This window comes from Solwaraspora sp. WMMD1047 (genome assembly GCF_029626155.1).
In the GTDB taxonomy this organism is placed as follows: Bacteria; Actinomycetota; Actinomycetes; order Mycobacteriales; family Micromonosporaceae; genus WMMD1047.
The window spans coordinates 2,446,893-2,468,140 of the sequence record NZ_JARUBL010000001.1 but is presented as its reverse complement, the minus strand read 5'-3'; the positions used below and the strand labels follow the sequence as shown (position 1 = coordinate 2,468,140).

The following is a 21,248-nucleotide window of genomic DNA, read 5'->3' as shown; positions in this document are numbered from 1 at the left end:
GTGAGGCGATCCATGACCACAATGCTCGGTGCGTTGCGTCGCAAGGTGATGACCCCGCCCCTGGACGACGTACTCTTCTCGACCCGCGGCTTCCACACCCACGACGGGGCCGCCCGCGACCTGCTGGAGATGAGCGGTCGGCAGTTCGTCATCGGCTTCGGCTTCGCCATGGAGAGCGCCGACACCGCGGAGTCCGTCACCCGGCTGGAGACGCTCGACCGCCAGTTCCACGGCTTCGCCTATGAGGGCGCCGCGATGGCGCTGGCGCTGCGCGACGCCCTGCGACCCGGGCCGCGGGGCCGGCGCACCGAGGACTTCCTGCGGACCGGGCGCGGCGCGGCGCACATCTACATGGCGTACCTGGGGATCGGGTTCACCCTCGGCCGGCTGCCCCGGATGTTCTGGGGACGGGCCCTGCCGGACGTCTCCCAACTGCCCGACCACCCGACGCTGAGCTGGTTCATCTGGGACGGCTACGGCTTCCACCAGGCGTTCTTCGACCCGGCGAAGTGGATCGACAAGCAGTACGTCAGTACCAGCTACCCGTGGCAGGTCAGCTACGTCAACCGGGCCATCGACCACGGCATCGGCCGGGCGCTCTGGTTCTACAACGGCGCGCACGTGGAGAGCGTGGCCGCGTCGATCAGCAGGTTCCCGGCGGCCCGGCACGCCGACCTGTGGAGCGGCGCCGGGCTGGCCGCCAGCTACGCCGGCGGGGTCGGCGCCGAGGACCTCAAGCTGCTACACCAGGCGGCCGGCCCGCACGGTCCCGAGGTCTCCCTCGGCGCGGTGCTCGCCATCAAGGCCCGGGTGCTCGCCGACGTGATCACCCCGCACACCGAGACGGCCTCCGCCACCCTCTGCGGGATGTCCGCCGTGGACGCCGCCGAGATCACCAACCGGGTCGTCATCGACCTGCCACCGGACGGTGCGGTGCCCGCGTACGAGGTGTTCCGGGACCGAATCCGGCGGCACTTCCAGTAGTCCGCGACGGTCCGTCCATCAAGGAGCGCAGATGCTGGTCCTGGTCACCGGTGGCAGCGGGTTCATCGGCTCACACTCGACGGCGGAGCTGATCCGCGCCGGCCACCGGGTCCGGCTGCTGGTCCGGGACGCCGCGCGGGCCGTCGCCGCGCTGCGTCCCCTCGGCGTGCCCGAGTCGTCCGTCGAGTTCGTCACCGGCGACATCACCGACCCCGGTCGTGTCGCCGCGGCCGTCCGCGGCTGCGACGCGGTGCTGCACGCCGCCGCGGTCTACAGCTTCGACAGCCGGGACCACGCCACGATGCGCCGGGTCAACGCCAGCGGCACCGAGACGGTGCTCGCCGCCGCGCGGGCCGCCGGCGCCGACCCGATCGTGTACGTGTCGACCTTCGGCGCCCTGGTGCCGAGCGCCGACGATCCGGTGACCACCCGTACGGCGGTCGGCCGACCCGCCGAGACCTACCTGGCGAGCAAGGCCGAGGCCGAGCGGATCGCCCGCCGGCACGCCGACTCCGGCGCCCCGGTCGTCATCACCTACCCGTCGGCGACCCTCGGCCCGCACGACCCGGGCCTGGGCGACCAGACGACCCGGGTACGCAACGTGCTGCGCGGCCTGATGCCGATGTGGCCGACCGGCGGTTTCCCCGTCGGCGACGTACGCGACGTGGCCCGGCTGCACGCGGCGGTGCTGACGCCCGGCCTCGGGCCACGCCGGTTCCTGGCTCAGGGCCGCTACCTGTCGACCCGCGACTTCGTCCGGACGCTGCGCGAGGTGACCGGCCGCCGGTTGCCGGCCGTCTACCTACCGGCGGCCTCGATGCTGCCGGTCGGCCGGCTCACCGGCCTGGTGCAGCGGGCGGTTCCGGTGCACATTCCGGCCGAGTACGGCGCCATCTACACCTGCGCGGTCGGCCGCCCGATCGACTGCACCGCGACCGACGAACTGCTCGGTGGCACCGGGCGCCCGGTGGCCGAGACGATGGCCGACACCGTCGGGTGGCTCTACCGGGCCGGTCACCTCAGCCGCCGGCTCGCCGGCCGCGCCGCCGACTCGGGCTCGGCGGTCACCGTCGTCCCGTCGGCCTGATCCGCGACCACCGCCGGCTACTCCGCTCGATCCGCAACCACCGCCGGCTACTCCGCCCGATCCGCAGCCACCGCCGACCGGGCCGCCGGATCGGCGGTCTCCGCCGGTCGCGCCGGCTGGTCGCTGAGGCCGGCGACGTCACGGGACCGGATCCGGCCCAGCGCCACGGCGCTGACCAGCGTCAGCAGGCCGGTGACGCCGATCAGCAGGAAGCCGCGCTGGAAGCTGGCGAGGCTCTCCGGCCGGTCGCCCGCGCCCAGCACGGCCACCAGGGCGGCGATGCCGACCACGGCACCGAGCTGCCGGAAGCAGGAGGCGATGGCGACCGCGGTGGCGAACCGGTCCCGGGGGATCTCGGCCACCGCGGCGCTGCCGAAGGCCGGCAGGCAGAGCCCCACCCCGGCACCGGTGACCACCGACCCGGGCAGGAAGGCCGTCAGGTACGCCGCCTCGGCGCCGACCACCGCCATCAGGTAGAACGTACCGGCGCCGAAGAGCAGCGCGCCGGGGACGGCGACGGCGCGCGGCCCGTACCGGTCGGCCAACCGGCCGGCGATCGGGGCGGCCATCGTGGCCGCGATCGGCCCCGGGGTCAGCGCCGCCCCCGCGAGCAGGATGCCGTACCCCCACACGCCGGTGAGAAAGAGGACGTTGCAGATCAGCAGCGCGTAGAACCCCATCCCGAAGACGAACGAACCGGTGTTCGCCGCCATGAAGGACCGGATCCGCAGCAGCGCCGGCTCGATCACCGGCTCCGGATGCCGGGCCGACCGGCCCACGAAGGCCAGGAACAGCACCCCGCCGGCGACCACGCCGCCGACCACCCGGGCCGAGGTCCACCCCCACCGCTCCCCCTCGACCAGGACCAGCGCCACGGCCGCCACCGCCCCGCCGAGCAGCAGCGCGCCGAGCCAGTCCGGCCAACGGGTGGCGAGTTCGTCGCGGCTCTCCCGGAGCAGCCGCCGGGACAGGATCAGCAGCGGCGCACCGATGAGCAGGTTGACGAAGAACACCCACCGCCAGCCCTGCAGGTCGACCAGGAGACCGCCGAGGGACGGCCCGGTGGCGGCGGCGATGGCACCGGTCGCCGTCCAGATCCCGGTGGCGGTGGCCCGCAACCGGGGCGGGAACTCGGGCAGGACCAGACCGAGCGAGGTGGGCACCAGCACGGCGGCGCCGAGCGCCTGGACGATCCGCGCGGCGATCAGCAGGCCGAGGCTGCCGGCCAGTCCGCAGGCCAGCGAGGCGGCCAGGAACGTCACCGTGCCGGCGAGGAAGAGCCGCCGCCGCCCGAGCCGGTCGGCGAGCCGGCCGGCCGGCACCAACGCCGCGGCGAAAACCACGTTGTACGCGCTCAGCACCCAGGACAGGTCACTGAGCGAGTCGTCCGGAAAGGTCTGCCGCAGGTCGGGCAGCGCGATGTTGACGATCGTCACGTCGAGCAGCGCCATGAAGACGGCCGCCGAGGTGACGGTGAGGACCTTCCACCGACGGGACATGGGGATCTCCTCAGCGACGCTTCTGGCGGCGGCGGTGCAGGACGAAGAGGCCGACCAGGATCAGTGCGAAGTAGGCGCTGATCATCGCCAGCCCGCGCGGTTGCAGCAGCCCGTGGACGTGACCCCCGGAGGCCTCGGACGGCGCGGTGGTCCAGTCGACGACCGGCGTCGCGACGACCCGGTCCCCCGGCCCGGTGCCGGGCTGCTGCCCCCGCACCGTGAACGAGTAGAGATCGGTGAGGACCGTGCCGTTGCCGAAGGTCACGTGGTAGGCGACCTGGTACCGGCCGGGGGGAAGCCGGTCCACCGGTTGGCTGATCGTCTGGCCGGCCACCCGCGCGGTCGCGGTGTTGACCGGCCGGCCGGCCGCGTCGGCCACCGTGAGGTGTGAGCCGGCGGGATCGAGCCGGCCGTTGAAGGTCAGCGTCACCGCCGGCGGTAGCGCGTCGAGCCGCTGACCGTCGCCCGGGTCGGCGACGGTCAGCGCGGGCGGTTTCGCCTCGGAGAGCAGCACCAGCGAGACGACGGTGCCCACGAGCAGCAGGACGGCCACGGCGGCGAGGCGGCGCGGCCAGGCTCTCCTGGTCGCGCCGCCGGTGCCGGCGGGCGCCGGCAGGGTCTGGTCGGGAGCTGCCGTCACGCGGCTGCGCCGACGGGCCTGGAGTGGCAGCTGCAGTGCATCAGTTCGGCATCGGCCCGGCTCGGACGCAGGTGGTAGTACATCGCGACGAGCATCGGCAGCGTCACCACGGCGTTGTAGAACAGGTGCAGCTCGACCCGCGGTACGAGGAGCTGGATGATGCTGGTGGGCGCGGCCTTGCCGGCCAGGTAGATGCCGCTGTGCCACTGCAGCAGCAGGAGCAGGTGTTCGAAGTGGTGCCAGACCTGGATCCAGAAGGCCGCCATCCACCAGGACCTGGACTGCCCCACGAAGCCGTTACGCAGCACCCAGAATCCGACGAGCATGATCAGCGCGTACCCGTAGTGCAGCCACTCCTGCTCGACCAGCCACGGGAACGGCATGCCGAGGACGCCGCGCGCCTGCGGCCTGGCCCAGCCCAGGCCCCAGATCTGGAATGCCTGGACGAGGTGTTCGGCCCAGTGGGCCAGGACGATCAGTGCGAAGATGTTGACTGCGGCTCGGTGGTGTGGACCGTTGATCTGCTCCAGCAGGCCGGTCTTCCGAGCTGTTCCCTGGTTGGCCATCGGCCGCCCTCCTCACGTTCGGGCACGACAGTTCGGGCTGGTAAACCCGCTGGGAGGAACGCGCAGAACGTGCGCTCTCAGGAACCGTACCGAGTGGACCGGACCGCTGACTTCTTCGAGATTGCTTACTTCACGGTTAAGCCCCTGCCGGCGGGTGGCGGACCACCCGGCAGGGGCATCGCCAGGGATGCTGGCGTCAACCGGGACGGGTTTCCGGCGCGATCCGCCAGAACCCGCGAGCGGATCAGACCCAGGGGGCCAACGGATACCAGGGCAGGAGCATGTCCCGCATGGACGGCAGTCGGACGTCCCAGTAGAGCACCATGAACGCCCCGCTGACGATGAACGCGGCGGCGGTCAGGGCCGCCAGCCGGCTCGGCTTGGCGCTGCTCCAGCGCTGGAGGGCACCACCCGCGGTGTACGCCAGAATCAGGAACAGCACGGACATGATGACGATGTTGCCGATGGACTGCAGGGAGAAGGCGGCGGCGCCGTAGAACGGATTACCGCTCTCCGCGGCGTCCCGGAACATCTGCCGGAACAGCGCGAACGGCCGGCCGATCAGGAACCCGCCGATCAGCGCGCCCATGAACACCAGCGGCGCGTTCGGGAACGAGCGGACGATGCGGGCGAACGGGTCCTTGACGACGCCGAGCGCCGCCAGCCCCAGGTAGATCATGATCAGCCCGATCACCCCGTAGACCACCATCGCCTGGATGAGCCGGGGAGACAGGCTGCCCGGGGCGTTCTGTGCGGTGGAGAACTGCGGCATGCTGGTGCCCACGAAGCCGACGATGACGCCGTAGGTCGCCGACACCGCCAGCATGCCGACGGACATCCAGCCGAGCGGCTTGAGCAGTTGCACGAGCCGCTGCCACCGGCCGGCCGTCCCGCCCACCAGCGGTGCGACCGCTCCGAACGCGGCGATGTTGCAGGCCGTGAAGGTGCCGGCGATCCCGGAGACGAGCGCGAAGAGGATACCGGCGGAGATGCCGGCGATCGGGGTCTCCTTCGCGTCGTGTCCGAGCATCGTGTTGGCGACGTTGTCGCCGATCGTCCGGTCGACGAACTCGGCCGACCAGACCACGGTCAGCAGGAAGCCGCCGAGCACACTCAGCGCGATGATCAGTCCCCGACGGTTCGGGAAGTGACCGTTGACGAAGGTGGAGGTCGCTTTCGGCTCGGCGTTGAGCCGTAGCTGCTGCGGCGCCCGCCGCAGCGGTGGAGAGGTGTTGGTCTGTGCCATGACGCACTCCTAACCGGGGGGAAACAGAAGTGAAATCAGCGCCGTCGTTGGCGCGTAACTGCCAAACTCCGAGGAGGCGAACCTGACGGGTATGCACTCCTCGCGAGACCCGCAGCCGTCTACCGGTTCCCGACCAGAATGCGGCCTGACGACCCGCCGAACTTCTTCGAGCTTGCTCAATTCCCGTTACGTCCGGCCATCGTGTCGGTTCATCTCTCTCCACGTAGGACCGTGGATGGATCGCGAGCCTCGCGAGGCAGTGACCCATCTGGAGATCCAGAAACTGGCCTACTTCCTTCAGGTGCTCGGTCGACCACTGCGCCTTGCGTTCACCCGGGGTCACTACGGCCCGTACGCCGAGCGCCTCAACCGCGTACGGGACGAGTTGGAAGGGCACTACCTGATCGGGTACGGCGACCGGAGCGCGCGGGTGGAGGAGCTTCGGCCGATCAACCTGACCCCTGCCCAGGAACCACGGACCACCGACATCGATCAGCTGGTCGCTCGGGTACGCACCTGGAGCGGCCGTAAGGCCCGGCTGTTCACCCCGGAGCACATCAGGTCTGCCCACCACCGTCTCCGGTCGACCGGCCTGCTGCCCGTCCTCAGCAACGCGTAGGGCTGCCATACGACCTACCGAGCGAGCCTCGCATTTCGCGAGAGCGCGACCCGGCGGTCGGCGTCGGCCTGGACGGCGCTGCGGTACACCCGCTGCGGAGTCGTCTTCAGGACGATTCGCAGCGAGATCGCCGCCGTTCTCGCCGCCGCCGTGGTCGTACCGCGTCCCCGGTAGCCGAGGAGCTTGCGGGCCCAGGCCGGGGTGAGTCCGAGCGCGACCGAGACGGCGGTCTGCCACACCCGCAGGGCGCCGGGCAGGCCGGTGATCCCGTTGCCGGGCAGCACCGGGTGGAACATCGCCTCCCGGGTGGCCCTGCCCTCCGCGCCCAGGCTCAGTCGCGGGCGCATCTCGCGGTAGTACTCCTCGACCTCGGCGGCCGTCGCCGGCACCGTCCGCGGGTCGAGTCCGACCAGCTCGGCGCCGCGCAGCCACTCGGCGAAGTACCGGTCGACGTCGGACGGGCTGAACCGGGCACCGCTGAGCCGCACCGCCGTGAGGTGGGACTCCATCTGGGTGACGTGCACCCAGCGCAGCAGGTCGGGCTCGTCGACGCGAATCACGTCGCCGGTGGCGCGGTCGATCGCGGTGGCGTGCCGGTGGCAGGCCCGCACTACCCGGGCCGCCCGGTCGACGACGGGTGTCGGCGCCCAGGCGACCGTGTTGAGGTGCCGCAGGCCACGCAGGACGCGGTCGTACCCGTCGGTCCGCAGGTCGCAGTTCTGCACCACGCCGGCTATCGCCCGCGGATGGAGTGCCTGTAGGAAGACCGCCCGTAACCCGCCGAGGTACATCGTCGGCTCGCGGAACACCCGCCAGGTGACGCTGTCCGGTCCGAATGCTCCGAAGTCGACCTGTTGCCCGTCCTGCTCTGCCACATCGCCCTCCGCTGGTGACGACTGGTACGCCGGGTTCTGACAATCCCCCGCTGGCTTGGACGTCGACTCCGATCCGGTGGTGGTGGCACGGCCCGTCGGTCCCTTCAGAACCTTCGGGTACGACTGTAGTGGCCGCCCAGTACTGATGGCTTCTCCGAGCTTGCTCTCTGTGGTCCTCAGACCTCCGTCGCGTAGGAGCGGTCCATCAGGTCGGTCATCGCCTGCTGGAAGTCGCGGCGCTTCTTCTCGCTCCAGCCTGCGGTCAGCCGACCGAAGATCTCCTCCTGCCAGCGATGTGCCTGGTCCAGCATTGATCGGCCGGCAGGGGTCAGTGATGCTTCGCGTTGTCGGCCATCGGTAGGGGACGCTGCCATGACCAGATGACCGGCTGCGATGGCGCTCTTGATCATCCGTGAGGCGCCACTCTGGTCGATCCCGATCTCGTACGCGACCGCGTTGACCGTTGCGGGTGCCCCGCGCTGGGCGAGCGCATGGACTGCCTCACAGACCAGTACGTGCCGGCCCTGCTCACCGCCGGTGTCCGTCGCTGGGGGCCGGCGCGCCCAGTGCCGGACGAAGTGGAACAGGACCTGTCCCGGGCCTTGGTTGGTCACTCGGTTGCCGCCAGCTCGCGGCAGATGTGGGCCAACTCGAGAGCGGACCTGAGGTCCGGCAACCGCAGCGCAGCGGTCACCCGCCCGCCGGAGGCGCGGAAGACCGTCGCCACCCGCGTGGGCTCCGTGCTGCCGGGCCAGGTGGCGTCCTCCTCGACCACCATCAGCCGTTCGCTGACCGGATGCCATGACCGAGGGGTCAGCTTGATCCCCGACCGCCCCACCCACTCGGCGAACTGCGCAGGGGTGATCGAACCCGCGCCCTTCGGACCCAGCACCACGACCGGATCACCCACCGCCCGCGCAGACCGCCGCAGGTCGGCGGCGTTGACGCCCGCGTGCCACTCGTTGATCGCCGCTTCCAGGCTTGCGTCCACGCCGGTCATTATATGCGATCCGCATACACCCACGTCCGGACAGCGCGTCATCACCCCCACCCCGCAGCATCTGGCGAGGTCCGAGGGCGACCAAGGTGTGCGGCTCGCTCACCACGACTCCTTGATGATCTGAGCGCTACTGCTGTTAAACGTCACCGGTAACAGCAGTAGCGCTCAGATCATCAACCGATAGACGCGCGACAGCGCGATGGCCGCGCCTTACCCGCCGTGGTTCTGCCTGAGGCTGACGACGAACGCGGACCAGGCCGACCGACCGAAGGCGAGGACCGGCCCGGCGGGATCCTTACTGTCGCGGACCTCGGCGGTGTCACCGATCCGCCGGGCCTCGACACAGTTGCCGGTAGAACCGGATCGGGTGCTCGTGCGCCACGTCGCGTCCATGCGGATGCCTCGCCTCCTACCTCGCCAGGTCGTTGGCGATATTACTCAAGGCGTCCCGCGTAGCGGCCGGCGAGAGGGCCACAGCGCACAACTGCTCGAAGGCAGCAGAGTAGGCCGCGACCTCCACCGGGCGCTCCAGGTAGTGAGCGCCGGTGAGGGTGTCGAGGTAGACGAGGCGGTCCTCGGCGGCGTCCGGGTACGGCGCGGGTAACGGCGGGAAGTCGAGGATGACAAAGCTGCCGTCGAAGCCGGTGCCGGCGCCGAACGGTAGGAGTTGGATCCGTACCCGGGATCGCTCCGACTCCCGTAGCAGGCGTTCGATCTGCGCCTTGAGCACCTTCGGCCCGCCGACCTCGCGGCGCACCCCACCCTCGTCGATGATCATCCGAAGGGCGGGCTGTTCGTCGGTGCCGAGGATGGCCTGCCGATCCATCCGGAGCGCGACCTGCTGCTCGATCTCGGCGTCGCTGATCTGGGTAGGTCCACCGCTGAACGCCGCTCGCGCGTACTCCTCGGTTTGGAGCAGGCCCGGAATCATCTGGCACTCGTAGGACCGGATCACCGACGCCTCCGACTCCATTCCGACGTAGGTGACGAACCAGTCGGGCAGGACGTCGTTGTACCGCTGCCACCAGCCGCGTTGCCGGGCCTGGCGCGCGACAGCGATGACGGCTTCGGCCTGCTCACCGTCGATGCCGTAGATCGTCAGCATCGCGCGTACGTCGTTCGGGTGCGGACGGACCTCTGCGTTCTCGATCCGGGACAGCCAGCTGGCGTCGTGATCGACGCGACGCGCCGCCTCGACCGCCGACAGTCCGGCTGCCGTGCGCAGCTGCCGCAGGGTGAGGGCGAGGCGTCGGCGTTTGACCGTCGGGCTCTGTCGTGGCGTCACAGCCGCCATCTTGCACAAGTCGGAACTGCGAGGCAACGCCTGGGCGATCCTCCACCGGCATCTAGCCAGATGCTATCCGCATCTTGCGGATTGCGAGTTGTCGTGGAAGCGTGGCACTGCGGGTGTGGCGGCGACCATCGATGGCCGCCTTCTACGGAGGGAGGGAGAACGGTGGTGTCCTTCGACGGGGACGTGCGACTGACGTCAGCGCGCGCAAAGCACCGGCCGGTGTGATCGTGGTGGCGGTGGCGGCGGATCTGCCGGTGCGGGTCGGGGCTGCCTTGCCGGGTCCGGCGGCCGGCCAATCGGGGGCACTGGCCGAGGGAGAGCCGATGAGTGCTCACCGGACCGGCGGCGGCAACCGCCGGTCCGGCACCCCACCAGAGCACGGCACCCCACCGGCGAAGGAGGACCTGCGATGGTGAGCATCGGTGGGCTGGTTGGGCTGGTGCTGCTGGGTTTCCTGGCCGGGCTGTTCAGCTTCCGGGTGAAGTCCCGGTGGTGCCCCAACTGCGGCGAGACGACCCTGCCGCCGCGCGACCGGGACGGGTCAGGAGAGCGACCATGATCTGTGGCGCACCTATCCGTTGTGTGGAGCCGAATTCGACGGATAGGTGCGCCATGATCTTGAAGTGGAACGTGGGTCAGTAGGAGTTGAGCGTCAGGTGAGGGTGCAGGTGGCGTTGTTGAGGGTGAATGCGGTCGGCCTCGGGTTGCTGCCGGTGTGGGTGCCGTTGAAGCCGAAGTTCGTCGACGCGCCCGGCGCGAGGTTGCCGTTGTAGGAGAGGTTGGTGGCGGTGACCGCCGTACCGCTCTGGCTGAACGTCGCCGACCAGCCCTGGCTGACCCGCTGCCCGGCCGGGTAGCTGAACCGCAGGGTCCAGCCGTTGATCGCCGTCGTACCGGTGTTGCGGATGGTCACGCTGGCGGTGAAACCGTTGCTCCAGTCGCTGGTGGTGTAGGTGACCTGGCAGCCCGCCGCCGGCCCGGTCGGCGTCGGGGTGGGGGTCGGGGTGGGGGTCGGCGTGGGAGTCGGAGTAGGCGTGGGGGTCGCGGTGGGGGTAGGCGTCGGCGTCGGGTCGGGGCCGCCGTCGCCGGGCTCCGTGCCCCAGACCAGGACGCCGTCGTCGTAGAGCGGGACGTTCCGGTTCGGCCCGGCCGTCGCCTGGTACGACGGGTCGTTCGTCGCGTCCCAGGTGCCGCCCTCCGGCACGCCGATCTTGAACTGCACCTCCATCCGGTGCGCCGACTGTCCGGCCGGGGCGATGGTGTGCCCGGAGCAGTCGATCTCGACGTACCAGATGTCACCGGAGTGCTGCTGCGCGGTGGTCGGCGACGGGCAGCCCTGGGTGTAGCCCGGGGTCACCTGGATCGCGCTGGTGCCCTCCCGGCGGAAGTAGTACCGGAACGACGACTCGGTGAGCGCCCGGGCCGGGAACGCCGACTTGTTGTAGACGATCGCCTTGATCCCGACCGCCCGCGGCTCGTTCTGCATTACCGTGGTCTCCACGGTGAGCTCGTCGATGTCCGGGGTCTCCGGTCGCGGGAAGTTGGCGGCCGGCGTGCCGCCGTACTCGGAATAGAGCCGGACCAGCGCGGAGGTGAAGCCGGCGTTGTAGTCGGTCGCCACCTCGTTCATCACGTAGTCGGAGCGGTTGTCGGTGTAGGCGTCGTTCGGCGCCGACGGGCCGCCGACCAGCGCGCCGTAGAGCACGTGCCGGGTCTCCACCGGCACCGTCTGGCTGTCCCACCAGGAGCCGTGCGCCGTACGGTGATGCGGATTCTTCGGCGAGTTGTTGCCGAAGCCGATCACGTAGCTGGAGTTGCGCGGGTTGTCGCCGAGCGCGTAGTTGATCTGGCGGACGGCGAAGTCGTGGTAGCGGGCCTTGCGGGTCGCGTCGGTGAGCTTGTCGCTGTAGACGAGCGCGGCGAACGAGGTGTTGGCGGCGTACCGCAGCGCACCCCAGGTGTCCAGCACGGCCATTCCGCCGGGCGAGGTGCGCACCTTCTCGCCGTTCACCCCGACGGTCCAGAAGTCCAGCCAGCGGTTGGCGTCGTCGATGTACTTCTGCTTGCCGGTCAGGTTCGCCAGCAGCACGTACGCGCCGAACTGCTTGTTGTCCCAGGCGATGGTCCACTTGTAGGAGCGGGTGGTGGTCTGCGGCTCGGTGCCGAGCTTGTCGTACTCGGCCTCCGCCTTCGTCAGGTAGGACGCCTCACCGGTGGCCCGGTGCAGCCAGATCGCCCCCCACACCAGCTCGTCCTGGTAGCCGCTCCACGACCGGTAGAAGCTGGTCGCGTCGGTGATGCACTCGTGGTAGCTGCGGCGCACGTTGTCGGCGAAGGTGTAGAGCTGCCGGGCGTGCGTGACCAGGGTGTTGGCGTAGCTCGCGTCGGTGGGGCGGAAGACCATCGAGGAGGCGGCCATCGCGGCCGCCGTCTCCGCCGCCAGGTCCGCCCCACCACAGCTCGCATCGATCTTGTACGCGGGCCGCGCCATCGGCATCACCTCGGCCGGACCCCACCACTTGTGGTCGTCGTCGCCCTTGCCGACCTGCCCGTAGAGCACGTTCGGCGACGGGTGCGCCTTGATGAAGTAGTCGTTGACGAAGCGCAGGTTGTTCAGCAGGTGCGGCAGCTGGCCGGAGTCGGCGTAGCCGGACCGGTACTCGACCGCGCCCCAGGCCAGCATGGTGGTGGTGAAGGCCATCGGGAAGCCGAACTTGACGTGGTCGCCGGCGTCGTACCAGCCGCCGGTGAGGTCCAGCCCGACGTCGGAGCCGTCGGTGAGCGCGGAGTCGCCGCGCCAGGAGACCCGGTTCCAGTCGGGCAGCGGGCCGGACTGCTGCGCCTCATAGAAGAACAGCGACTTCTGCAGCGCCTCGGCGTAGTTGTAGGCCGGCGCCGCCTGCGCGGAGGCGTCCGGGGCGCCGATCGTCGGCACGGCCGCGGCGATCGCCGCCGCGACCGCGACGGCCAGCGCGGCGACGAGCGGGCGCCGGTACCGGCGGTGCGGTGATCGGCGCTGGGCGGGTGGGGCAGCCGAACCGTTCGACGGGGACGGCGCGTCGGTTGGCGACATTACAATCGCTCCTGTCCGTGGAGCCGCGCGCGGTGACGCGTAGCGGAGGACACCGGGGGCGGATGTGGGCGCATCCGCCCCCTTCTCCTGTCCGCAGCACGGGCGGTCGGGTGGGCTGGTGGTGGTGGTTCCCGCGAGCGCCGGGAGCGCTCCCATGGATAGCCAACAATGTAGCCCCGACCGTGCCCGTTGGGAAGCGGTACCGCCCGGGAAGCAGGGAAGGGCCCCCTCCTGCCGTCCCACAGGAGGGGGCCCTTCTTACCTCGCCCGAGTCAGGCTCTGTCCGGCGGCCCGGCCCCGCACCGGAGCCGGGCCGCTGGGGTCTCTCCCCGCTACGCCTCGGTGGCGGCGGGAGTCTGTGGTGCTCCTTGCTCGCTCTGCCCGGCGCGGTCCGCCGCCGGGGCGGGCCCGCCCAGCGGCAGGGTCACGGTGAGCAGTGCGCCGTCGCGCTCCACCGGACCGGGGCCGGAGACCCGGTCCAGGGTGCGCAGCATCGGCACGTTGTCGGCGTGGGTGTGCGCGACAAGCGCCGCGTAGCCGGCCTGGCCGGCGTGCCGGACCAGTCGGCGCAGCAGCGCGCTGCCCACCCCGCGGCGCTGCCAGGCGTCCTCCACCAGCAGGGCCACCTCGCCGAGGGTGCCCTCGACCACCAGGTTCGCCATCGCGACCACCCGCTCGGGGGTGCCCTCCGGCCAGCTGGCGACCGCCACCAGGCCCATTCCGGCGGCCGGGTCGAGCAGCCGGCGCAGCTTGGTCGGCGGCGGGCCGCCGGCGGCGCCCAGGTAGCGCCGGTGCAGGGTCCGGGCGCTGCACCGCTCGTGCATGGCCCGCACGGCGGGCAGGTCCTCGACGGTCGCCGGGCGGACGGTCAGCTCCGCCCCGTCCGGCAGGACCAGGGTGACCCGTTCGGCGGCCCGGCGGGCCACGCCGGCCGCGAGGTCGACCAGGGCCTGGGCGCGGGCGTACTCGGCGGGGGTGAAGGAGGGCGCCGACCGGAGCACCTCGAACGAGCCACCGGCCGGGTCGGCCAGCCGCATCGTCTCGGACCCGGACCGCCGGCCGCCCGGCTCGACCGCCCGCGCCGCGACCGCACGGGCCGGCACCGGCCGCCAGGTCACGGTGTCGGCGCCGAGCAGGCTGCGCAGCACCTCGCCGAGCGCGTCCGGGTCCTGCACCAGCCGGCCGGCCAGCGCCAGCGCCCGGGTCGGCTGGTCCGCCAGCCCCTGGGCCTCGCTGCGGGCCACCCAGCAGTCCCGGCCCCGACCCCGCTCCACGGCCGCCACCAGGTCGGCCGCGGTCAGCGCGGCCGGCGCGTCCACCAGGAAGTCGTCGACGGCGCCCGCCTCGGTGGTGTGCACCGCGACGGTGAGAATGTTGACCCCGCGCAGCGCGAGGCTGGCGGTGAGCACGGAGAGGTAACCGGGCCGGTCGTCGACCGTGGCCCGGATCCGCCACAACGTCATCTCCGCTCCTTCCGCCGTTGTCCTGTCGCCGTTCGTCGTTCGCCGGCGCGTTGTCGTGCGCCCGCTTCAGCTTGCCGACCGCTCGTTTCCCGCAGGTTGCCCGGTGGTGACTTGTACCGACCGGACGACAGCCGACCGGGTCAGCCGGTCACGACCGCGCCGCCGCCGGCGGTGGCGCGGTGATCAGGTCCAGCCGGTCACCGAGGATCACCGCGGCGGCCCGGACCAGCTGGGCGATCCGGTCCACCTCGGTGACGTGGAAGTTCGCCGCCGTCAGCCCCTCCGCGTCCACCCGGGCCACCATCAGCACCAGGCCGGCGCGACCGAACGGCGCGGCGGCGAAGTGGGTGCCGGTCGGTCCGGGCATCGCGCGGGCCCGCAGCGGGGTCACCTCGGGCAGCCGCAGCGGGGTCGGCGCCCGCCAGCTCGCGTACGCCACCGCCGGCTCGCCACCGGTATCGCCGGCGGCGGTGGTCGAACCGCTGCGGACCGCCCAGTCCGCCGGCACCACGGCGGCGGCCGCCCAGTCGGCGGCGAGCAGACCCGGTACCGCGTCGACGAGGGTGGCCAGCCCGTCGCCGGGGTTGGCCGCCACCTGCGCCAGCAACTCGGCGTCCTGGCCGCCGCTGGTGGGCGCGCCGATCGCCCGCCACATGCCGTTGACCTGGACGCCCGGGATCGCCGCCAGGCCGGCGAGCAGCCGGTCGACGCGGGACGCGCCGGGCCAGACCACGGTGAAGTCGTCGACGGCCCGGCCGCCCAGCCGCTCCAGCACCACCACCTGGACGATGTCGGCGCCGGCGACGCCGAGCGTGCGCGCCACCTGGCCGAGGGTCCCGGGGCGGTCCGGCAGGGTCACCCGAACCCGCAGCAACATGTCTGAACCCTCCGGTCGGTGGGCGGCATCGGGTCGCCGGCCGTGTAGGTAACAGCCTGCATGTTGACCATTTCGTCCCTGTTGCCGAGGCATGTCCCGGCAGCAACAATGCTCGCTTGACAAGACGAACGAGCTGCCATCAACTGTTCGGATGACTGATCCGTCGGCCAATCCGCCCCGGCCGGGGATCACCGCGAACGACCCGGCCGCGGCCGATCGCCCGGCCGGCACCGGCGTTGGCGAGCCGGCCGGCTCCCCCGCCGGGCTCGACCTCGATCGGCTGGCCGGATACCTGCGGGCCCACCGCCCGGACCTGCTGGACGGTCCGCTGCGGGCCGCCCTCATCGCCGGCGGCCGGTCCAACCTGACCTACCTGGTCGGCTCGGGCGACCGCGAGTTCGTGCTGCGCCGCCCGCCGCTCGGGCACGTCCTGGCCACCGCCCACGACATGGCCCGCGAGCACCGGGTGATCGGCGCGCTGGCCGGCACCGCCGTCCCGGTCCCGGCGGTCCTGCTGCACTGCCCGGACGCCAGCGTGCTCGGCGCGCCCTGGTACCTGATGCAGCGGGTACCCGGCGTGGTCTACCGCAGCCGCGCCCAGACCGACCGGCTCACCGGGGCGCAGCGCCGCGACCTGGCCACCGCGATGATGGACGTCCTCGCCGACCTGCACGCCATCGACCCCGCCGAGGTGGGGCTGGCCGACTTCGGCCGGCCGGACGGCTTCCTCGGCCGGCAGGTCCGCCGCTGGGGCGGCCAGCTCGACCGGTCCCGCAGCCGGCCGCTGCCCGGCATCGACGAGCTGCGCGAACGGTTGGCCGCGACGGTGCCCGAGGGCGCCAACGCCGGCCGGATCGTGCACGGCGACTACCGGCTGGACAACCTGCTCGCCGAGCCCGACCCGGTGCGGATCCGGGCGGTGCTGGACTGGGAGATGGCCACCCTCGGCGATCCCCTCGCCGACCTCGGGCTGCTGCTGACCTACTGGGACGCCCTCGGCGGCGGCCCCCGGCCCGGCGCCCCGGGCCGGCCCAGCGACGAACCGGCCGGCAAGGACCCGGCCCGCGAGGACCCGGCCGGCAAGGACCCGGCCGGGGAAGAACCGGCCGGCGGCTGGCTGGCCGGCAACCCGGTCGCCGACGGGCTCGGGCCGCGGGCCGGCTTCCCCACCGGCGCCGAGCTGATCGACCGGTACGCCGCCCGGGCGGACGTCGACATCGGCCCGTTGCACTGGCACGTCGCGCTGGGCTGCTTCAAGCTCGCGGTGATCTGCGAGGGCATCCACTACCGGCACACCCTCGGCCAGACCGTCGGCGAGGGCTTCGACCTGATCGGCGGCATGGTGGCGCCGCTGGTCGAGTACGGGCTGACCGCCGCCAGGGAGAGCTGATGGACTTCGGTTTCGACAGTCGTACCGCGCAGCTGCACGAGGAGCTGACCGACTTCCTGGAGGACCGGATCTACCCGGCCGAGCCGGTCTACGCCGACCAGGTGGCCGCCGCCGGAGACCCCTGGTCCCGGCCGGCGGTGCTGGATGAGCTCAAGACGGAGGCCCGCAAGCGCGGCCTGTGGAACCTGTTCCTGCCCGACCCGGCGTACGGCGCCGGCCTGACCAACCTGCAGTACGCCCCGCTGGCCGAACTGACCGGCCGCAGCCCGCAGCTGGCCCCGGAGGCGCTCAACTGCGCCGCGCCGGACACCGGCAACATGGAGCTGCTCGCCGAGTTCGGCTCACCGGCGCAGCGGGACCGCTGGCTGCGGCCGCTGCTCGACGGCGAGATCCGCTCCGCGTTCTGCATGACCGAGCCCGAGGTGGCCTCCTCCGACGCCACGAACATCGCCACCCGGATCGAGGCCGACGGCGACGGTTGGCTGGTCAGCGGCCGGAAATGGTGGTCGTCCGGGGCGATGGACCCGCGCTGCGAGCTGCTGATCGTGATGGGCAAGACCGACCCGGCGGCCGACCGGCACCGGCAGCAGAGCATGGTGCTGGTCCCCCGCGACACCCCCGGGGTGACGATCCGGCGGGGCCTGACGGTCTTCGGCTACACCGACGGGCCGCACGGCGGGCACGCCGAGATCTCCTTCGACCGGGTCCGGGTGCCGGCGGAGAACCTGATCGGCGGCGCCGGTGACGGCTTCGCCATCGCGCAGGCCCGCCTCGGTCCGGGCCGGGTGCACCACTGCATGCGGCTGATCGGGATGGCCGAGCGGGCCCTGGAGCTGCTCTGCCAGCGCGTCCTGGGGCGGACCGCGTTCGGCCGCCCGCTGGCCGAGCAGGGCGTGGTGCGGGAGTGGATCGCCGAGTCGAGGGTCCGGATCGAGCAGGCCCGCCTGCTGGTGCTCAAGACCGCGTGGCTGATGGACACGGTCGGCAACCGGGGCGCCCACACCGAGATCCAGGCCATCAAGATCGCCACGCCGGCGATGGCGGAATGGGTGATCGACAAGGCGATCCAGGCGTACGGGGCGGCGGGCCTGAGTCAGGACACCCCGCTGGCCGCCCTCTGGTCACACGCCCGGACGCTGCGGCTGGCCGACGGTCCGGACGAGGTGCACCGCGCCTCGCTGGCCCGCCGCGAGCTGCGCCGCTGGGCCGACTGAGCCGCGGTCAGGCCGACGCCCGGTGCACCAGGTGGGTGTCGAGCAGCACGTACGGCACGTCCCGGTCCTCGCGGCGGATCCGCGACACCAGCAGCCGGGCCATCTGCCGCCCCATCTCCTCCATCGGCTGGAAGACCGTGGTCAGCGGCGGGTCGGACTGCCGGGCGATCGGCGCGTCCTCGAAGCCGACGAGCGCCACGTCCTCGGGCACCCGCCGACCCGCCTCCCGCAGCGCGCGCAGCGCGCCGCAGGCCATCAGGTCGGACGCGACGAAGACGGCGTCCAGATCCGGGCAGACCTCCAGCAGCCGGCACATCGCGGCGGCCCCGCTGCTCTCGCTGAAGTCCCCGTACGCGATCAGGTCCTCGTTGATCCGGGCACCGCTGGCCCAGACGGCGTCCCGGTAGCCGGCGAGCCGGGCCACCCCGACCCCCATGTCCTGCGGCCCGGCGATGGTGGCGACCCGGGACCGGCCCCGGCTGAACAGGTGCTGGACCGCCTGCCGGGCACCGCCGGCGTTGTCCACGTCGACGAAGTAGGCCGGCTGGGCGCCGGGCTGCAGCATCCGCGCCGGCCGGCCGCCGAGCACGGTCGGCAGGCCGCGCTGCTCCAGCAGGGTGGGCAGCGGGTCGGCGTCGTGCAGGGAGAGCAGCAGTACGCCGTCGACGTGCTGGTTGGTCAGGTGGTGCTCGACCCGTTCCCGCTCGGCGGGCGACTGGGCCATCGCCAACCAGAGCTGCATCGGGGTCTCCAGCAGCGCGGAGCTGATGCCGCGGACGATGCCGGCGAAGAACGGTTCGCCGAAGACCCGCTCCTCCGACTCGGAGACCACCAGCGCCACCGAGTCGGTCCGCTGGGTGACCAGCGCCCGGGCCGCCCGGTTGGGCACGTAGCCCAGCTCGGCGATCGCCTGCTGCACCGCCGCCCGGGCCTCCGGGCTCACCTGCGGCGAGCCGTTGACGACGCGGGACACCGTACCGCGACCGACGCCCGCGCGTGCGGCGACCGCGTCCAGGGTTGGCCGGCCGAGTGACCGGGTCCGCTGGGTTGTCATCGTATGCTCCTCCGACTCGGGCTCCCGGCGCCAACCGTTCGAGTCGGCGCCGGGTGCCCTAATCATGTCTGACCAGGCCTACTCTGCGGCCAGACCGTTACGTCGGATCACATCGGCGTACCACCTGGCACTGGACTTGGGGATGCGGAGCTGGCTGTCGTAGTCGACGTAGATCATGCCGAAGCGCTTCGTGTAACCCCATGCCCATTCGAAATTATCCATCAACGACCACGCAAAGTATCCCCGTAGCGGGACGCCGGAGGCGATCGCCTGGTGGCAGGCCCGCAGGTGGGCGTCGAAATAGGCTACCCGGTCCGGGTCGTGCACCGCCCCGTCGACCACTTCATCGACGAAGGCGGCGCCGTTCTCGGTCACCGCGAGCGGCACCTCCGGGTACTCCCGATGCACCCGCTCCAGGGTCTCGACAAGTCCCGGGGCGTCGATTTCCCACCCCATGTCCGTCACCGGCACGCCGCGGGTGACGAACCGGACCTGCTCGCTGCCCGGCCAGTTCGACGCCGCCCGCCAGTACGGCTCGGGCTCCACGCCCTCCACCGGGGCGGCCACCACGTGCCGGCTGTAGTAGTTGATGCCGAGCACGTCGAGCGGGGTGGCGATCACCGCCAGGTCGCCGTCGTGCACGTGCCCGAAGTCGGTGACCTCGCGCAGGTCGGCCACCACGTCGGCCGGGTACTCGCCACGCAGCACCGGGTCGAGGAAGAACCGGTTGGCCAGCCCGTCGATGCGGCGGGCCGCGTCCAGGTCGGCGGCGGTGTCGTGCTGTGGGGAGACGGCGTACAGGTTGAGGGTGATGCCGTACTCGTGGTCCGGGCGGGCCGCCCGCATCGCCTGCACGGCGAGGCCGTGGCCGAGCATCAGGTGGTGGCCGGCCCGGACCGCCTCGGCGCCGTTGGAGCGGCCGGGCGCGTGCACCCCGGACCCGTAGCCGAGGAAGGCGGAGCACCACGGCTCGTTGAGCGTGGTCCAGTACCGCACCCGGTCGCCGAGGGCGGTGTGGGTGAGCGCGGCGTACTCGGCGAACCGGGACGCGGTGTCCCGGGCCGGCCAGCCGCCGGCGTCCTCCAGCGGCTGCGGCAGGTCCCAGTGGTAGAGGGTCAGCCACGGCTCGATGTCGTTCTCCAGCAGCTCGTCGACGAGCCGCCGGTAGAAGTCCAACCCCTCCTGGTTGGCCCGGCCGCTGCCGCCGGGCTGGATCCGGGGCCAGGAGACCGAGAACCGGTACGTCTTGAGGCCCAGCTCGGCCATCAACCGCACGTCGTCGCGGAACCGGTGGTAGTGGTCGCAGGCCACGTCGCCGGTGTGCCCCTCGACCGTCCGCCCGGGGGTACGGCTGAAGGTGTCCCAGATCGACGGGGTCCGGCCGCCCTCGGCGGCGGCGCCCTCGATCTGGTACGCCGCCGTCGCGGCCCCCCAGAGGAAGCCGGGTGGGAAGCTCAGCGGCTGCCCGCCGGCGGCCTCGTCGAGAAGCTGGACGGTCGGCTGGCTAGCGGGATTCGTCACGACTTGACGGCGCCTTCCATGATGCCGCCGATGATCTGACGGCCGAACACGATGAAAACAAGCAACAACGGCACGGTACCGACCGCGGTGGCCGCGAAGACCTGCGAGTAGTCGGTGTAGTAGGCGTACGACAGGAACGCCAGCGACACCTGCAGGGTCGGGTTCTCCGGGGTGAGCACCGCGTACGGCCAGAGGAACGCGTTCCAGGTGTCCATGAAGGTGAGCAGGCCGAGCACCGCCGCGGCCGGGCGCAGCGCCGGCAGCACGATGTTCCAGTAGATCCGGAAGGTGTTGCAGCCGTCCATCCGGCCGGCCTCGATCAGCTCGTCGGAGATCGCCTGGGTGGCGTACTGACGCATCATGAAGACGCCGAAGCCGGTGACCAGGAACGGCACGGTGACGGCGAGCAGCGAGTCGTACCACCCGAAGTCCTGCATCATCCCCCAGAGCGGGATGAGACCGAGCTGGGTCGGCACCATCATGGTCACGATGATCGCCAGCAGCAGGCCGTTGCGGCCCTTGAACCGCAGCTTGGCGAAGGCGAAGCCGGCGAGGCTGCCGGTGATCACGACCGAGAGGGTCACCACCGACGAGACGATCACCGAGTTCATCAGACCGGTGAGGAAGTTGGCCGCGTCGTTGTCGAGCACCCGGCCGAAGTTGTCGCCGAAGGCATCGGACGGAGTGCTCGGCGGCGGGACCTGGTTGATCGAGTCCAGGCTGCGGCTGGCGATCACAATCATGTAGTAGAACGGGTAGATCGAGAGCAGCACCGCCAGGACGAGCGCGATGTAGGTCAGCGGGCTGGTGCGCCACAGACGCTGTGATGCGGAGACCATGGTTTCC

21 protein-coding genes are annotated in these 21,248 nt (G+C 71.7%); 6 read left to right on the top strand and 15 right to left on the bottom strand.

Features of this window, described 5'->3' with window-relative positions; all coding sequences use genetic code 11:
• The first annotated feature begins 12 nt into the window (after positions 1-12).
• Positions 13-984: a DUF1702 family protein gene (locus tag O7627_RS11395; RefSeq protein WP_278093469.1), complete on the top strand. Its 972-nt coding sequence runs from the start codon at positions 13-15 to the stop codon at positions 982-984.
• 31 nt (positions 985-1,015) lie between these two features.
• Complete coding sequence (locus O7627_RS11390) at positions 1,016-2,071, top strand: SDR family NAD(P)-dependent oxidoreductase (protein WP_278093468.1); 1,056 nt, start codon at positions 1,016-1,018, stop codon at positions 2,069-2,071.
• 47 nt (positions 2,072-2,118) lie between these two features.
• Here O7627_RS11390 and O7627_RS11385 read toward each other — a convergent pair whose 3' ends face one another.
• The 4 genes from O7627_RS11385 to O7627_RS11370 form a co-directional block, all read right to left on the bottom strand.
• The gene (locus tag O7627_RS11385) at positions 2,119-3,570 is read right to left on the bottom strand and encodes an MFS transporter (protein ID WP_278093467.1); all 1,452 of its coding nucleotides are present in this window, start codon (positions 3,568-3,570) and stop codon (positions 2,119-2,121) included.
• Positions 3,571-3,580: 10 nt separating this feature from the next.
• Positions 3,581-4,210, bottom strand: coding sequence for a copper resistance CopC family protein (locus tag O7627_RS11380; protein WP_278093466.1), 630 nt, complete (start codon positions 4,208-4,210; stop codon positions 3,581-3,583).
• Positions 4,207-4,776: a hypothetical protein gene (locus O7627_RS11375; RefSeq protein ID WP_278093465.1), complete on the bottom strand. Its 570-nt coding sequence runs from the start codon at positions 4,774-4,776 to the stop codon at positions 4,207-4,209. The genes O7627_RS11380 and O7627_RS11375 overlap by 4 nt, the downstream gene beginning before the upstream one ends.
• 244 nt (positions 4,777-5,020) lie before the next feature.
• The gene (locus tag O7627_RS11370) at positions 5,021-6,022 is read right to left on the bottom strand and encodes a hypothetical protein (protein ID WP_278093464.1); all 1,002 of its coding nucleotides are present in this window, start codon (positions 6,020-6,022) and stop codon (positions 5,021-5,023) included.
• 235 nt (positions 6,023-6,257) lie between these two features.
• Between O7627_RS11370 and O7627_RS11365 the strand changes: the two genes are divergently transcribed.
• Positions 6,258-6,641, top strand: a complete 384-nt coding sequence (locus O7627_RS11365) for a hypothetical protein (protein WP_278093463.1) — start codon at positions 6,258-6,260, stop codon at positions 6,639-6,641.
• 14 nt (positions 6,642-6,655) lie between these two features.
• Here the strand turns inward: O7627_RS11365 and O7627_RS11360 are convergent, their stop codons facing one another.
• The 5 genes from O7627_RS11360 to O7627_RS11340 form a co-directional block, all read right to left on the bottom strand.
• Positions 6,656-7,516, bottom strand: a complete 861-nt coding sequence (locus tag O7627_RS11360; RefSeq protein ID WP_278093462.1) for an oxygenase MpaB family protein — start codon at positions 7,514-7,516, stop codon at positions 6,656-6,658.
• A 176-nt stretch (positions 7,517-7,692) separates the two neighbouring features.
• Positions 7,693-8,130, bottom strand: a complete 438-nt coding sequence (locus O7627_RS11355) for a MarR family winged helix-turn-helix transcriptional regulator (RefSeq protein WP_278093461.1) — start codon at positions 8,128-8,130, stop codon at positions 7,693-7,695.
• Positions 8,127-8,507: a hypothetical protein gene (locus tag O7627_RS11350; RefSeq protein WP_278093460.1), complete on the bottom strand. Its 381-nt coding sequence runs from the start codon at positions 8,505-8,507 to the stop codon at positions 8,127-8,129. Before O7627_RS11350 ends, O7627_RS11355 begins: the two co-directional genes overlap by 4 nt.
• Positions 8,508-8,726: 219 nt before the next feature.
• Complete coding sequence (locus O7627_RS11345; RefSeq protein WP_278093459.1) at positions 8,727-8,909, bottom strand: DUF397 domain-containing protein; 183 nt, start codon at positions 8,907-8,909, stop codon at positions 8,727-8,729.
• A 16-nt stretch (positions 8,910-8,925) separates the two neighbouring features.
• Positions 8,926-9,801, bottom strand: coding sequence for a helix-turn-helix transcriptional regulator (locus tag O7627_RS11340; protein ID WP_278093458.1), 876 nt, complete (start codon positions 9,799-9,801; stop codon positions 8,926-8,928).
• A 418-nt stretch (positions 9,802-10,219) separates the two neighbouring features.
• Here O7627_RS11340 and O7627_RS11335 point away from each other — a divergent pair, with 418 nt between their 5' ends.
• A complete protein-coding gene (locus O7627_RS11335) occupies positions 10,220-10,369 on the top strand; it encodes a hypothetical protein (protein ID WP_278093457.1) in 150 nt (49 codons plus the stop codon).
• A 93-nt stretch (positions 10,370-10,462) separates the two neighbouring features.
• On the opposite strand, the gene O7627_RS11330 is transcribed toward O7627_RS11335, so the two are convergent.
• The 3 genes from O7627_RS11330 to O7627_RS11320 all read right to left on the bottom strand — a co-directional run bounded on the left by O7627_RS11330 (position 10,463) and on the right by O7627_RS11320 (position 15,223).
• Positions 10,463-12,883 (bottom strand): glycoside hydrolase family 9 protein, encoded by a 2,421-nt coding sequence (locus O7627_RS11330; RefSeq protein WP_278093456.1) that lies wholly within the window; start codon positions 12,881-12,883, stop codon positions 10,463-10,465.
• A 332-nt stretch (positions 12,884-13,215) separates the two neighbouring features.
• On the bottom strand, positions 13,216-14,346 hold the full coding sequence (locus O7627_RS11325) for a GNAT family N-acetyltransferase (RefSeq protein ID WP_278093455.1): 1,131 nt from the start codon (positions 14,344-14,346) through the stop codon (positions 13,216-13,218).
• Positions 14,347-14,494: 148 nt separating this feature from the next.
• A complete protein-coding gene (locus O7627_RS11320) occupies positions 14,495-15,223 on the bottom strand; it encodes an amino acid-binding protein (protein ID WP_278093454.1) in 729 nt (242 codons plus the stop codon).
• Positions 15,224-15,374: 151 nt separating this feature from the next.
• Between O7627_RS11320 and O7627_RS11315 the strand changes: the two genes are divergently transcribed.
• Both O7627_RS11315 and O7627_RS11310 read left to right on the top strand, forming a co-directional pair.
• Entirely contained in the window at positions 15,375-16,613 is a 1,239-nt protein-coding gene (locus O7627_RS11315; RefSeq protein WP_278093453.1) for a phosphotransferase family protein, read from the top strand.
• On the top strand, positions 16,613-17,827 hold the full coding sequence (locus O7627_RS11310) for an acyl-CoA dehydrogenase family protein (RefSeq protein WP_278093452.1): 1,215 nt from the start codon (positions 16,613-16,615) through the stop codon (positions 17,825-17,827). Before O7627_RS11315 ends, O7627_RS11310 begins: the two co-directional genes overlap by 1 nt.
• Before the next feature lie 7 nt (positions 17,828-17,834).
• Here the strand turns inward: O7627_RS11310 and O7627_RS11305 are convergent, their stop codons facing one another.
• The 3 genes from O7627_RS11305 to O7627_RS11295 all read right to left on the bottom strand — a co-directional run bounded on the left by O7627_RS11305 (position 17,835) and on the right by O7627_RS11295 (position 21,241).
• Positions 17,835-18,881 carry a LacI family DNA-binding transcriptional regulator gene (locus O7627_RS11305; RefSeq protein WP_278093451.1) on the bottom strand — a complete coding sequence of 349 codons (1,047 nt, stop codon included), beginning with the start codon at positions 18,879-18,881 and terminating at the stop codon, positions 17,835-17,837.
• Between the two features lie 78 nt (positions 18,882-18,959).
• On the bottom strand, positions 18,960-20,402 hold the full coding sequence (locus O7627_RS11300; RefSeq protein WP_278093450.1) for a GH1 family beta-glucosidase: 1,443 nt from the start codon (positions 20,400-20,402) through the stop codon (positions 18,960-18,962).
• Positions 20,399-21,241: a carbohydrate ABC transporter permease gene (locus tag O7627_RS11295; protein ID WP_278093449.1), complete on the bottom strand. Its 843-nt coding sequence runs from the start codon at positions 21,239-21,241 to the stop codon at positions 20,399-20,401. The genes O7627_RS11300 and O7627_RS11295 overlap by 4 nt, the downstream gene beginning before the upstream one ends.
• Positions 21,242-21,248: the final 7 nt, after the last annotated feature.

What these genes read in the sequence shown, in the direction of transcription:
- O7627_RS11385 (WP_278093467.1), bottom strand. Translation starts at nt 3,570, where the DNA reads ATGTCCCGTCGGTGGAAGGTCCTCACCGTCACCTCGGCGGCCGTCTTC.
- O7627_RS11395 (WP_278093469.1), top strand. Translation starts at nt 13, where the DNA reads ATGACCACAATGCTCGGTGCGTTGCGTCGCAAGGTGATGACCCCGCCC.
- O7627_RS11295 (WP_278093449.1), bottom strand. Translation starts at nt 21,241, where the DNA reads ATGGTCTCCGCATCACAGCGTCTGTGGCGCACCAGCCCGCTGACCTAC.
- O7627_RS11365 (WP_278093463.1), top strand. Translation starts at nt 6,258, where the DNA reads ATGGATCGCGAGCCTCGCGAGGCAGTGACCCATCTGGAGATCCAGAAA.
- O7627_RS11375 (WP_278093465.1), bottom strand. Translation starts at nt 4,776, where the DNA reads ATGGCCAACCAGGGAACAGCTCGGAAGACCGGCCTGCTGGAGCAGATC.
- O7627_RS11335 (WP_278093457.1), top strand. Translation starts at nt 10,220, where the DNA reads ATGGTGAGCATCGGTGGGCTGGTTGGGCTGGTGCTGCTGGGTTTCCTG.
- O7627_RS11320 (WP_278093454.1), bottom strand. Translation starts at nt 15,223, where the DNA reads ATGTTGCTGCGGGTTCGGGTGACCCTGCCGGACCGCCCCGGGACCCTC.
- O7627_RS11310 (WP_278093452.1), top strand. Translation starts at nt 16,613, where the DNA reads ATGGACTTCGGTTTCGACAGTCGTACCGCGCAGCTGCACGAGGAGCTG.
- O7627_RS11330 (WP_278093456.1), bottom strand. Translation starts at nt 12,883, where the DNA reads ATGTCGCCAACCGACGCGCCGTCCCCGTCGAACGGTTCGGCTGCCCCA.
- O7627_RS11305 (WP_278093451.1), bottom strand. Translation starts at nt 18,881, where the DNA reads ATGACAACCCAGCGGACCCGGTCACTCGGCCGGCCAACCCTGGACGCG.
- O7627_RS11345 (WP_278093459.1), bottom strand. Translation starts at nt 8,909, where the DNA reads ATGGACGCGACGTGGCGCACGAGCACCCGATCCGGTTCTACCGGCAAC.
- O7627_RS11390 (WP_278093468.1), top strand. Translation starts at nt 1,016, where the DNA reads ATGCTGGTCCTGGTCACCGGTGGCAGCGGGTTCATCGGCTCACACTCG.
- O7627_RS11325 (WP_278093455.1), bottom strand. Translation starts at nt 14,346, where the DNA reads ATGACGTTGTGGCGGATCCGGGCCACGGTCGACGACCGGCCCGGTTAC.
- O7627_RS11370 (WP_278093464.1), bottom strand. Translation starts at nt 6,022, where the DNA reads ATGGCACAGACCAACACCTCTCCACCGCTGCGGCGGGCGCCGCAGCAG.
- O7627_RS11315 (WP_278093453.1), top strand. Translation starts at nt 15,375, where the DNA reads ATGACTGATCCGTCGGCCAATCCGCCCCGGCCGGGGATCACCGCGAAC.